Source organism: Erysipelatoclostridium sp. MSK.23.31 (genome assembly GCF_019125875.1).
GTDB classification, from domain to species: Bacteria; Bacillota_I; Bacilli_A; order Erysipelotrichales; family Coprobacillaceae; genus Thomasclavelia; species Thomasclavelia ramosa.
On record NZ_JAHOCB010000070.1, the window covers coordinates 1 to 11,846 of the forward strand.

The 11,846-nt window shown below is 32.1% G+C and carries 14 protein-coding genes; all 14 read left to right on the forward strand.

Annotated elements, in window-relative coordinates; genetic code table 11:
• The first annotated feature begins 106 nt into the window (after nucleotides 1-106).
• The 14 genes from KSU54_RS17630 (at nucleotide 107) to rpsO (ending at nucleotide 11,788) form a co-directional block, all read left to right on the forward strand.
• Complete coding sequence (locus KSU54_RS17630) at nucleotides 107-1,243, forward strand: glycerate kinase family protein (RefSeq protein WP_003537882.1); 1,137 nt, start codon at nucleotides 107-109, stop codon at nucleotides 1,241-1,243.
• Between the two features lie 542 nt (nucleotides 1,244-1,785).
• Nucleotides 1,786-1,908, forward strand: a complete 123-nt coding sequence (locus KSU54_RS19225; RefSeq protein WP_008792977.1) for a hypothetical protein — start codon at nucleotides 1,786-1,788, stop codon at nucleotides 1,906-1,908.
• Between the two features lie 59 nt (nucleotides 1,909-1,967).
• Nucleotides 1,968-2,135 (forward strand): hypothetical protein, encoded by a 168-nt coding sequence (locus KSU54_RS17635; RefSeq protein WP_167309578.1) that lies wholly within the window; start codon nucleotides 1,968-1,970, stop codon nucleotides 2,133-2,135.
• A gap of 93 nt (nucleotides 2,136-2,228) precedes the next feature.
• Entirely contained in the window at nucleotides 2,229-2,999 is a 771-nt protein-coding gene (locus KSU54_RS17640) for a Cof-type HAD-IIB family hydrolase (RefSeq protein ID WP_008792978.1), read from the forward strand.
• A 78-nt stretch (nucleotides 3,000-3,077) separates the two neighbouring features.
• A complete protein-coding gene (locus KSU54_RS17645; RefSeq protein ID WP_008792979.1) occupies nucleotides 3,078-3,551 on the forward strand; it encodes a DUF1648 domain-containing protein in 474 nt (157 codons plus the stop codon).
• A gap of 308 nt (nucleotides 3,552-3,859) precedes the next feature.
• Nucleotides 3,860-5,029, forward strand: a complete 1,170-nt coding sequence (locus KSU54_RS17650; protein WP_020994518.1) for an aldo/keto reductase — start codon at nucleotides 3,860-3,862, stop codon at nucleotides 5,027-5,029.
• A 22-nt stretch (nucleotides 5,030-5,051) separates the two neighbouring features.
• On the forward strand, nucleotides 5,052-5,807 hold the full coding sequence (locus KSU54_RS17655; protein WP_008792981.1) for an alpha/beta hydrolase: 756 nt from the start codon (nucleotides 5,052-5,054) through the stop codon (nucleotides 5,805-5,807).
• A 172-nt stretch (nucleotides 5,808-5,979) separates the two neighbouring features.
• Nucleotides 5,980-7,260: a sensor domain-containing diguanylate cyclase gene (locus KSU54_RS17660; RefSeq protein WP_226814583.1), complete on the forward strand. Its 1,281-nt coding sequence runs from the start codon at nucleotides 5,980-5,982 to the stop codon at nucleotides 7,258-7,260.
• A 136-nt stretch (nucleotides 7,261-7,396) separates the two neighbouring features.
• Entirely contained in the window at nucleotides 7,397-8,251 is an 855-nt protein-coding gene (locus tag KSU54_RS17665; protein WP_003537891.1) for a Cof-type HAD-IIB family hydrolase, read from the forward strand.
• 45 nt (nucleotides 8,252-8,296) lie between these two features.
• Nucleotides 8,297-8,743 (forward strand): GNAT family N-acetyltransferase, encoded by a 447-nt coding sequence (locus KSU54_RS17670; protein WP_117792524.1) that lies wholly within the window; start codon nucleotides 8,297-8,299, stop codon nucleotides 8,741-8,743.
• Entirely contained in the window at nucleotides 8,743-9,498 is a 756-nt protein-coding gene (locus KSU54_RS17675; protein WP_117792526.1) for an EFR1 family ferrodoxin, read from the forward strand. The genes KSU54_RS17670 and KSU54_RS17675 overlap by 1 nt, the downstream gene beginning before the upstream one ends.
• Nucleotides 9,495-10,247 (forward strand): peroxide stress protein YaaA, encoded by a 753-nt coding sequence (yaaA, locus tag KSU54_RS17680; RefSeq protein ID WP_003537895.1) that lies wholly within the window; start codon nucleotides 9,495-9,497, stop codon nucleotides 10,245-10,247. The genes KSU54_RS17675 and yaaA overlap by 4 nt, the downstream gene beginning before the upstream one ends.
• Nucleotides 10,207-11,391, forward strand: coding sequence for an N-acetylglucosamine-6-phosphate deacetylase (gene nagA / locus KSU54_RS17685; protein WP_193566877.1), 1,185 nt, complete (start codon nucleotides 10,207-10,209; stop codon nucleotides 11,389-11,391). Before yaaA ends, nagA begins: the two co-directional genes overlap by 41 nt.
• Nucleotides 11,392-11,521: 130 nt before the next feature.
• Complete coding sequence (rpsO, locus tag KSU54_RS17690; protein ID WP_008792986.1) at nucleotides 11,522-11,788, forward strand: 30S ribosomal protein S15; 267 nt, start codon at nucleotides 11,522-11,524, stop codon at nucleotides 11,786-11,788.
• Nucleotides 11,789-11,846 lie beyond the last annotated feature (58 nt).

The following is an 11,846-nucleotide window of genomic DNA, read 5'->3' on the forward strand; positions in this document are numbered from 1 at the left end:
CTTTGCGGACATTTGAGAAGATATAAAAAGATAGTCAAAAAGACATATATAATTTATTTTAATAATTTGTTATATTATAACTAAGAAAAACAAGGGGGATAAAATAATGAAAATAGTTATTGCGATCGATTCGTTAAAAGGAAGTTTATCTTCAATTGAAGCTGGAGAAGCAATCAAAGCAGGAATAGAGCATGTATATGATGATGCAAAAGTAATAGTAAGCCCACTAGCTGATGGTGGAGAAGGAACGGTTGAGGCATTAACCGAGGGTATGGATGGAAATATGCGTTCTCTTGAAGTTACGGGGCCATTAGGCACTAGAGTAGTTTGTCAATATGGAATTATTACAGAAACGAAGACGGCAGTTATTGAAATGGCGAGTGCTGCAGGAATTACTTTGGTAGCTCCAGATCAGAGAAATCCCTTACTGACAACAACTTACGGTGTTGGTGAAATTATTGCTGATGCAATTACAATGGGATGTCGGCATTTTATTATAGGGATTGGCGGTAGTGCCACAAATGATGGAGGAATAGGAATGTTACAGGCACTAGGTTACCGTTTTTTAGATAAATATGGAAATCAAGTAACATATGGAGCACAAGGACTGGAACAATTAGTTGAAATCGATGACAGTGGGGTTGTTTCTTCGTTGAACGAGTGTACTTTTAAAATTGCTTGTGATGTTAATAATCCGCTATGTGGTAAACTAGGGAGTAGTGCTGTTTATGGACCGCAAAAAGGGGCGACTGCTGAAATGATAAAAAAAATGGATAAGGGGCTTAATGATTATGCTAAATTAGCGAAATTAAAATATCCTAACGCTGATCCGGAACTACCCGGTACTGGAGCTGCCGGTGGTCTAGGCTTTGCATTTTTGACATTTTTAAATGCACAATTAGAATCAGGTATTAAAATTGTTTTAGAAGAAACACGATTAGAAGAATATATAAAGGATACTGATATTGTTATTACTGGTGAAGGGCGTCTTGATTTTCAAACAGCTATGGGTAAAGCTCCAATAGGGGTTGCTAAATTAGCGAAGAAGTATCATAAGCCAGTAATTGCTTTTGCTGGAAGTGTGACAGCGGATGCTAATGAATGTAATCACCAAGGTATCGATGCTTATTTTCCGATTGTTCGTGGTGTTACAACTTTAGAGGAAGCAATGGAGAGCAGTAATGCTAAAAATAATTTAATAGCTACTGTTGAACAGGTGTTTCGTTTGTGGAAGATAAAATAAGATGATATGATAAATGTATATAAAATTTGTTCAAAAAGGAGCGATGGGAATGGGGATCTGGATTAAACAGTAGCATGCAGGGCTTTACTGTTTATAGCCTTGCTCGATAAAAAATTCAGGAGGCAGAATATGATATATTTTAAATACAAGAAAAAAATGTTTATTGTCAGATGTTAGGGGAAGAGTAACTGCTATTGTTTTTGCATGGAAATACAGCATCAGCTGGAGTGTTTGAATAAATTTTATCACTATATCAAGATGAGTATAAACTTATTTTAATTGATTTTTTAGGACATGGTAAATTACAGTGAATAGCGAGGTTTCCTACTGACTTATGGTGACAAGAAGCTGATCAGGTAATCGCTTTATTAGAATCCTTAAATATTAAAGATGTTACTTTAATCGAAACAAGTGGAGGTGTTTGGGGTGCAGTTAATGCTGCATTAAGACGCTCAGATTTAATCACTTGTGTAGTGGCAGATAGTTTTGATGGGCGAACTCTTCGTCGGGGATTTGCCAAAGCATTAATCGAGGAGTGAGTCATGGCAATAAACAATCTTGCAGCAAGACAATTTTATCAATGGTGTCAAAGTGATAATTGGGAGACTTTGGTGAATCAAGATACTGAGGCACTGTTAAGACGAATTGATTTGGGTTTACCGTAGAAGTACCTTTAAATACTTTAAAGGTACTATTGTTGTTAATTACTAGTGGGAAGGATGCGATGTTACACAGTGATATCATAGAAGAATATGAAAAAATTATATACGAGCATCCACCTGTTAAAATGATTATCTTTCCAACGGGTAAGCATCCTTCGTTATTATCAAATGCCGTGGCAGCATCCACTGCTATAAAAGAATTTTTGAGCAGTAGTAAACAAAGGAGTTAACTCCTTTGTTTTAGACTTCAGTTAATAAAAATAGTATTTATATTATAATTACAAATGATATACTCATATTAATTAGTAAAAGGAGAAACAGAAATGATAAAAGCGATATTTTTTGATATTGATGGAACACTAGTGAGTTTTAAAAATCATCAAATACCTGCCTCAACTATCGAGTCGTTAAAGAAGCTAAAAGAAAAGGGGATCAAAATTTTTGTTGCTACAGGACGGGGAAAGGATGGTTTAGATATTTTAGATGAGATTGAGTTTGATGGCTATATAACCTTAAATGGTCAGTATTGTTATGTTGATAATCAAATAATATATGAAAATACAATTAAACGAGATGATTTACAGAAACTTTTGAATTATTTAGAAGACCATCCTTTTCCATGTGGGTTCACGGAAGAACATAATAAATATTTTAATCTTCGTGATGCTCGAGTTGATGAAATTCATCGCATTACTTTGAATGATGATCATCCAGCTGGTGATTGTAGTGATGTAGTTAATAAAAAAATTTATCAATGTATGTGCTTTATTGATGAGCAGGAAGAACAAAAATTAATGCAGATTATGCCTAATTGTATTTCTGCGCGATGGCATCCACTTTTTTGTGATGTTTCTCCCAAAGGAGGAACAAAACAAAATGGAATTGATAAGTTTTTAGATTTTTACCATATTGATCGTAATGAAACAATGGCTTTTGGTGATGGTGGGAATGACATTGAGATGTTACAACATGTGGCATTATCAGTGGCAATGGAAAATGGTAATGATAAAGTTAAAGAAATTGCTGATTATGTGACTGCTGATGTAGACGAAGATGGAATTTTAAAAGCACTGCAGTATTTCAGTATTCTTTAAAATAAGATGATGACTTATCATTAATGATGAAAGTGATATTTCAAGGGAGTATAATATTGTTTGTAAGAGGTGATTAAAATGGATGAAATTAAAGTGCCTTCAACTAGATATCATAAAATAGTAAATCTTCTTTGTATAATAATGTTGACAGGAACACTAGTCTTTTTGGTAACTAATTGGACGATGATCCCGGATCAAATTCCAGGACATTATGATAGTGCTGGAGTAATCAATCGATGGACAAGTAAGTCAGGGCTATGGATAGTTTATTTTGTTGGAATCATAATGTTTGCGGGATTATCAGTAATAGAACATTTTCCTAAAACGTGGAATACTGGTGTAGCTATTACTAAGGAAAATCAAAAACATGTTTATCAATTAATAAAAGGAATGATAGTAACCCTGAAATTATGTATCACCACAATATTTATGTTTTTAACACTGTATACGACTTTGATGATTAATTTGCCAAAATGGTTTACACCGCTTTTTCTAATTATTACATTTGGTTCAATGATAGTTTATGGTATAATGATTTACAGAGCTCGATGAAATTACCTAATAATTAAGGGTGTATTAATCTCTTATTAAAAATACGAAAATGATAAGTCATGAATAAACATTCATGACTTTTTCTATATGTAAATGATATTTGTTTTTAATAATAAATTGAACTATCGCTTTTAATAGTGTTCTTCTGTAAAAAATTATTTCCGTGTCTAATACATTTTTTTTGTACAAAAATAATATATTGATAGCATTCCTTTATATTTTATGTCTTTTCTGTAGACGATAGTTTACAGAAATATATCCTTTTATTATAAATAATGGTTGACCTAAAGTTCACTTTAGGTAGTACAATGTATTTTGAGGTGGTAAAAGTGAAATATCGGGAATTAGGAAGAACAGGTTTAAAAGTTAGTGAAATAGGTTTAGGCTGTGAAGGATTTATGAAAATGGATACTGATCAAGTTAAGAAATTTGTTGCTCAGGCTTCAAAAATGGGAATAAATTTTATAGATTTTTTTTCATCAAACCCACATGGGCGGAGTGCTTTTGGTAAAGCGATAGCTGGTAACCGTGAAAAGTGGATTATTGAAGGGCATATATGTACTTTTTGGAAAAATGAACAGTATTTGAGAACTCGTAAAATGGATGAAGTAAAAGCTGGGTTTGAAGATTTGCTAGCAAGACTGCAGACTGACTATATTGATATTGGAATGATCCATTACATTGATGCTAAAAAAGATTTCGAAGAAGTTTTTAATGGTGAAGTAATTGAGTATGTAAAGGATTTAAAAAAACGTGGAATTATTAAACATATTGGAATTAGTTCTCATAATCCACTTATTGCAATTGAAGCTGTTAAGACAGGATTAGTTGATGTAATACTGTTTTCAATTAATCCTTGTTATGATATGTTGCCTCCATCTGAAAATGTTGATGATTTGTGGGATGATGAAAGGTATGCGGAACCGCTTTTTAATATTGATCCAGTCCGTCAAGAATTGTATGAATTGTGCCAAACTAAAGGAGTTGCATTAACTGTGATGAAAGCATTTGGAGGGGGAGATTTATTAGATGAAAAGTTATCGCCGTTTAAGGTTAAAATGACACCGTTACAGTGTATTCATTATTGTTTAACGCGACCGGGAGTAGCTTCGATCATGGCAGGAAGTCATAGTATTAAAGAGATGATGGAGGCATTAGCTTATGAAGATGCAAGTATGGTAGAAAAAGATTTTGCTAATGTTTTAGCTAATATACCAAAACATTCATTTGAAGGAAATTGTGTATATTGCGGACATTGTGCTCCATGTGTCAAATGCATTAATATAGCTGATGTAAATAAATTTGCAGATTTATGTGTTGCTCAAGGGGAAGTACCAGAAACAGTTAGAGAACATTATGAAGTTTTAGCTCATCATGCAAGTGAATGTATTGAATGTGGGGTATGTATAAAAAATTGCCCATTCAATGTTAAGATTATTGAAAAAATGAAAGCAGCAGTAGCAATTTTTGGTTATTAAAGCTATTGCGTGAGGAAACATTATGGTTGAAAAGTTTGATATAGTAATCACACCACTTGGATTAGAGCGAACAATCCATGTATATTTACCAGAAGATTATTATGATAGTGATGAACAATATCCAGTGATGTATATGTTTGATGGACATAATTTATTTTATGACCATGATGCTACTTATGGAAAATCGTGGGGACTAAAGGAATTTCTTGATACCTATGATAAAAAGTTGATTATTGTAGGAATTGAATGTAATCATGAAGGACAAAAACGCTTAAGTGAATATTGTCCCTATCAAATAGAAAGTAAATATTTTGGTCATCTCAATGGACAAGGAAAGATATTGATGGATTGGGTTGTTAACGAATTAAAGATTCTCGTCGATCAAAAGTATCGCACTTATCCGTTTCGTGAATGCACAGGCATTGCTGGAAGTTCAATGGGGGGATTAATGGCGTTTTATACTGTTATTTATTACAATAAGTATTTTTCAAAAGCAGCTTGTATATCGCCATCGATTTCAATGTGTATGGAAGAATTGAAAAATGAATATACTCAAGCTAAAATCATGGAAGATACGCGGGTATACTTTAGTTTTGGAACTGATGAGGTCAAAGGGAAAAATGGGATTCAATGGATGTTGAATAATATCTTATATTTTAATGATAGACTGATTGAAAGTAATGCATCTAGTTATATAAATGTTGTGGAAAAAGGTCAGCATAATGAAGCATCCTGGCAGTTAGAAAATCAAATATATCTAGATTATTTATGGAAATAAAATATTTTTTTAGTGATTGCGATTGCAGATAAAATATATTAAATTAAGGTTATAGCTAAGCATGGTTGAAACCATGCTTTTATTTTTGATTTTACCTAATATGGCTTGTGTGATACAATTATTAAAGATACCAACAAACCAAACAGAAATAATCATTTATAGGGATAAAAAAATGAAACGAAAAAAGAGAAAATTTGCGATAAATGTAATGTCGTTAGCTGTAATACCGATACTGATTTTAGGAATGTTTGTAATCTTTATAACCTCAAGTTTAATTTATACTGCCTTAAAGGGCGAAGTTGCTAATAATCTTGAAGATTTGGCTAGAGTATCATATCAAGACTTTGACATGCAATATCCAGGTGATTATTACTTAAATAATAACCATTTATATAAGGGAACAGAAGATATTCAAAATGATTTTAATTTGGTGGATTTAATTAAAAATAATACCGGGGTCGATGCAACTTTGTTTTATCAAGATAAACGCATACTAACAACAATTCGTCAAGAAGATGGCAAAAGAGTTGTTGATACGATTGCACCAGATGAAGTTATCGAAACAGTTTTAAATAATGATAAAGAATTTTTTTCAGATTCTGTTGTAATTAATGATAGTAGTTATTTTGGTTTTTACATGCCCGTAAAAAATACTGATCAGCACGTCGTTGGAATGCTTTTTATGGGGCGTCCACGTGCTGATGTTATGAATCATATTATGCATAATATTTATCTTGTTTCTCTTTCAATCGTTACAATTATGATAATTGCAATTATTGTATCTTATTATTATAGTAAAAAAACGATTTTTGCTTTAAATACAACAAAACATTTTTTAGGAGCAGTAGCAAATGGAGATTTGACGACTGAAATAGATCCATACGTATTACAGCGTCATGATGAAATTGGTGATATGGGGCGTTTTGCGGTTATGATGAAAGAGTCTCTTAGTGATTTAGTTGGAAAAGATCCGTTAACGGGATTACATAATCGCCATAGTTGTGATGTGGTTTTAGCGAGTTTAATTCAGCGTGTAAAACAAAAGAACACTTCTTTTGCAGTGGCAATGGGAGATGTTGATTTTTTTAAATATGTTAATGATACATATGGTCATCAAGCAGGTGATGAAACTTTACGTCAACTTGCTAAAGTTATTTCGATCCATATGGAACACCTGGGATTTGTATTTAGATGGGGTGGTGAAGAATTTGTCTTGATCTATGAAGATATGGATCGGTATCAGGCTTTTAAGCATTTAGAAATCTTACAAGAACAGATTGATCAAGAGAGTATTTATTGGAAAGATGACAAAGTTAAGATTACAATGACATTTGGCTTAGCGGATTCTAATGAATACAATGATCTTGATGAATTGATCAATTTAATTGATGATAATCTTTATCGAGGGAAAAAAGAAGGTCGTAACCGAATTGTTTTTAATACTTTAAAATAGAAATTAAAACATGACCGTTAAGATAATTTTAACGGTTTTTTAGATAAAGATTTCTAATTGAGAAAATATCTTTAATGTTTCAAAAGATTAGATACAATAGAACTATAAACTTTATTAAAGGTATGAGGTATGAAAAATGATAAAATTAATTGTATCAGATATGGATGGAACACTATTGGCGCATGATTCATCAATTTCAAAGGGAAATATTGAAGCAATTAGGTATGCTCAAAGTAAAGGAGTGCAATTTGCAATTGCTACCGGGCGTGATTATTCAAGCCTTAAGGGGATATTAGAGGCACATGATTTAAAATGTTTTAGCATTTTAGGAAATGGAGCACAATTTTGTAATGAAAATGGAGAAATTTTATCAAGTGCATATTTTCCTAAAAAATGTTTTAAACAAGTTTTACAAATATTTGATGAACTAAAGATTCATTATATGATTTTTACTGCGAATGGTTTTTATTCAACAGCTGAGCCAAATGTTGTTCGTGATGCTTTTATTGATCGCTGTGTTGTTCAGTTCAAGCGCAAACGAGAGGACTACTTAGATGATGGCTGTAATCAAGATATGGCGTGTATGAAGTTAAAAAAAATAGGTGACTTAGATGATTTTATTAATTCTTCAATTGATATTATTAAGGTTGAAGCATTTAATAATGATGTATCATTAATTGAAAAAGCTAAAGAAAAACTTCAGGAAATTGATGGGATAGCTTATTTATCATCATTTGATGATAATATTGAAGTTACCGATAAGGCAGCTCAAAAAGGATTGATTTTGGAAAATGTTATTGAAGAATTAGGTTATTCAAAAGATGAAGTAATGGTTTTAGGTGACGGTCTCAATGATATTACATTATTTGAGCGGTTTAAGTATTCTTTTGCGCCAGGTAATGCTAATGAGACAATTAAAGCAATGGCTTATCAGGTAGTTGGAGCATGTGAAGAAGACGGTGTTTCCCAAGCAATCTATATGATGTTATAATAAAGAGGATTGATAAGATCTTCTTTTTTTGATGGGAGGAATTTAATGATAGAAATTAAATTTTTAAAAAGTACGGATGAATATTGGGATACAATGATTGACTATGTTCAAAATTGTTCTTGGCGTGCTGGTAAATCTTTGGCTAATAAAATGAAGACAGGGTATTTTACTAAATGGCAGTGTGTAGTTGGGGTTTGGTATGATAATAAAATTGTTGGTTTTTCGACTTTTGTTGAAAGTGTTAGTATAGATAATAGTGGCTATCAGCCTTTTATTGGCTATATCTATGTGAATCCGAATTACCGTGGTCAACGTTTAAGTGAAGTGATGATTAAAGAAATTATTGTATGTGCAAGAAAAATGGGTTTTAAAAAAATATATACACATAGTAGTGAATTTGGTTTATATGAAAAATTTGGATTTAAAATAATTGATTGTGGAAAAACGTGTTCGGGAAGATATGAAAATATTTATGAAAGGAAGATTGCTTAATGATTTTGTATTTTAGCGGGACTGGAAATAGCCGATATATTGCAGAGGTAATTAATTCAGTGATTGAAGATAAATTAGTTTCTATCAATGAATGTTTAAAAAATAATTTAATTGTTTCATTAGAGCAGCAGTATATTATTGTTTGCCCTACATATGCGTGGCGTATTCCTCGGGTAGTGGAGCAATTTATTCGGACTAATCATTTTGTTTCGGGAACTAAAATTTATTTTATAATGACATGTGGTGGAGATATTGGAAATGCTGCTAAATATATTAACCGTTTATGTAATGAAAAAAATATGATTTTAATGGGAGTCGGAGAGATTGTTATGCCAGAAAATTTTATTACTATGTTTAAGGCACCAGAAAATCCAGAAGTGATTATTTCACATGGTGTAGAAACTGCACTTTTACTAGCAGCTGAAATCAAAGCAGGAAAATATTTTTTAGAAACTAAACCTACGTTTATAGGACGATTTAATAGTGGCATAGTCAATAGGCTTTTTTATCCAATGTTTGTTAGGGCTAAAGGATTTCATGTTGAAGATACTTGTATTGGTTGTGGTCAATGTATCCATGCTTGTCCATTAAAGAACATTAGTCTAGTTGATTCTAGACCTATTTGGGATAAACATTGTACACAGTGTATGGCATGTATCAGTATTTGTCCAAAAGATGCAATTGAGTATAAAAATAAGACAAAGGGAAAAAGACGCTACTATCTTAAAGATAGTTATAATAAGGAAATTAAATGAAAATTGTAATTACTCCAGCTAAACGGATGAACGATAATATTGATTATATAGACGTAGAAAGTTTACCTGTTTTTTTGCCACAAACGGAGGAACTGCTAGGAATTCTTAAGACACTAAAAGTCGATGAAGTAAAAAAGATGTTAGGTTGCAATGATCAAATTGCTCAAATTGCATACTTGAATTATCAGATGATGGATCTAAAAAAGGACACAGTTCCAGCACTGCTAGCTTATGAAGGAATTCAATATACTAATACGGCAGCTCATGTTTTAACTGATGATGATTATGAATATACAAAACAACATTTACGCATCTTATCTGGATTTTATGGTATTTTAAGACCGTTCGATGGTGTTGTGCCATATCGTTTAGAATTAAATAATAAAGTAAAGACAGAAAAATTTAAAAGTTTATATGAGTTTTGGAACAGTCGAATTTATGATGAATTGACAAAAGATGATAATCAAATACTAGATCTTGGGGCAAAACAATATACTAAAATCATAAAAAAATATTTAACATCTAGCATAAAATATGTTAAATGCCACTTTAAAGAGGAGAGTGATGAAGGGTATAGGGAAATAGGTGTTTATGTAAAGATGGCAAGAGGACAAATGGTTCGTTATTTAATTGAAAATCGAATTGATTCATTTGAGGCAGTAAAACAATTTAATTATTTAGGTTATCAATATTGTGAAGCATTATCAGATGTGGAAACATATGTATTTATACGGAAAAAGGGGACATGATATGAAAACATTAATTAAAAATGGAATTGTGATTCTTGATGGAATTAAACGGCTTAATAACGGTGCGGTGATGATTGAAGGTGGAAAGATTACAGGTATTTATAAAGATTATGAAGGATTAGAAGCTGATAGTGTTATTGATGTTCAAAATAATTATATTATTCCTGGTCTTTTGGATACCCATACACATGGGGCGATGGGATATGATTTTAATAAGTGTTCATCAAAGCAGGAGTTAGAAATAATCAGTGATAGCTTATTAGATGAGGGAGTTACTGGTTTTAACGCTAGTATTGTTTGTGAAAGCCATCACGACACATTGAATCTTTTACAAATGTATGAAGGAAATACCCCAGATAATTTAATTGGTGTTCATCTTGAAGGACCGTATTTAAATATTAAGAACAAAGGTGTAATGAAAGAAGAACATTTACGTTTAGTAAATTTTGATGAATTTAATCAGTATATTTCAACTTGCAGAAAAGTGAATGCAATGACAATTGCCCCCGAGCTGCCTAATGCTTTAGAATTAATCAATTATGCAAGTAACCATGGCTATGTGATGAATGTGGGGCATTCAAGTGCAAGTGCTAAAGAGGTAAAAAAGGCACAAGCATACGGTGCAAAAGGAATTACTCATCTTTATAACGCAATGTCACAGCATTTGCACCGTGATCCTGGAGTTGTAACTGGTGCAATTTTATCAGATTTAATGTGTGAGCTTATCGTGGATGGCTTTCATATTGATGAAGATGTTATTCGTGCGACATACAAAGCAATTGGAAAAGAGCGAATTATTTTGATTACTGATGCTAATCCCTGTAAGGGATTGCCAGATGGGCAATATCATTTTTCTGGTAAAGATATTGTAATTGTCGGGGGACATGCTACAGTCAAAGAAACTGGTAGAATTGCAGGAAGCACATTAGGGTTAAATGAAGCTTGTGCTAATATGATGCGTTATTGTGACTGTTCAATCGATGATGCCGTACTAATGGCGGCAGTTAATCCAGCTAAATTATATGGATTAAAGCAGGGGAAGATAGAAATTGGTTATCAGGGTGATATTGTTGTCATAGATAAAGAGTTTACAATCTTAGCAGTTATCAATCGGGGAATTATAAAAAGAAATAAGTTTATTTAAATATTTAGTGATTTAACTTGACTTTAAGAAGATATTTGATAGAATATTATTCGCGGCAACGTCTAGGATATACGAGTACTCGACGTATAGCTTGGAGTTAGCTAAGTTAAACAACAGGAGGATAATTAGAATGTTAACTAAAGCAGAAAAAACAGCTATTATGCAAAAATATGCTACTAAAGAAGGAGATACAGGATCTCCAGAAGTACAAATCGCAGTATTAACAGCAGATATCAACAAATTAAATGGACATTTCAAACAACATCCAAAAGATAATCATTCAAATAGAGGATTATTAAAAAAAGTTGGTAGAAGAAGAGATTTATTAAAATATTTAAAAAATAAAGATATTGAAAGATATTCTTCTTTATGTGAAAGTTTAGGTTTAAGAAAATAATTGGGCTCCGTGTCAATAGTGGAGGGGCTTAAGAGATAGCGAAAGCTATCTCTTTTCT

Excerpts from the sequence above, each read along its gene's own strand:
- KSU54_RS17630 (WP_003537882.1), top strand. The coding sequence starts at position 107 with ATGAAAATAGTTATTGCGATCGATTCGTTAAAAGGAAGTTTATCTTCA.
- KSU54_RS19225 (WP_008792977.1), top strand. The coding sequence starts at position 1,786 with ATGGCAATAAACAATCTTGCAGCAAGACAATTTTATCAATGGTGTCAA.
- KSU54_RS17635 (WP_167309578.1), top strand. The coding sequence starts at position 1,968 with ATGTTACACAGTGATATCATAGAAGAATATGAAAAAATTATATACGAG.
- KSU54_RS17640 (WP_008792978.1), top strand. The coding sequence starts at position 2,229 with ATGATAAAAGCGATATTTTTTGATATTGATGGAACACTAGTGAGTTTT.
- KSU54_RS17645 (WP_008792979.1), top strand. The coding sequence starts at position 3,078 with ATGGATGAAATTAAAGTGCCTTCAACTAGATATCATAAAATAGTAAAT.
- KSU54_RS17650 (WP_020994518.1), top strand. The coding sequence starts at position 3,860 with ATGTATTTTGAGGTGGTAAAAGTGAAATATCGGGAATTAGGAAGAACA.
- KSU54_RS17655 (WP_008792981.1), top strand. The coding sequence starts at position 5,052 with ATGGTTGAAAAGTTTGATATAGTAATCACACCACTTGGATTAGAGCGA.
- KSU54_RS17660 (WP_226814583.1), top strand. The coding sequence starts at position 5,980 with ATGAAACGAAAAAAGAGAAAATTTGCGATAAATGTAATGTCGTTAGCT.
- KSU54_RS17665 (WP_003537891.1), top strand. The coding sequence starts at position 7,397 with ATGATAAAATTAATTGTATCAGATATGGATGGAACACTATTGGCGCAT.
- KSU54_RS17670 (WP_117792524.1), top strand. The coding sequence starts at position 8,297 with ATGATAGAAATTAAATTTTTAAAAAGTACGGATGAATATTGGGATACA.
- KSU54_RS17675 (WP_117792526.1), top strand. The coding sequence starts at position 8,743 with ATGATTTTGTATTTTAGCGGGACTGGAAATAGCCGATATATTGCAGAG.
- yaaA (WP_003537895.1), top strand. The coding sequence starts at position 9,495 with ATGAAAATTGTAATTACTCCAGCTAAACGGATGAACGATAATATTGAT.
- nagA (WP_193566877.1), top strand. The coding sequence starts at position 10,207 with ATGTGGAAACATATGTATTTATACGGAAAAAGGGGACATGATATGAAA.
- rpsO (WP_008792986.1), top strand. The coding sequence starts at position 11,522 with ATGTTAACTAAAGCAGAAAAAACAGCTATTATGCAAAAATATGCTACT.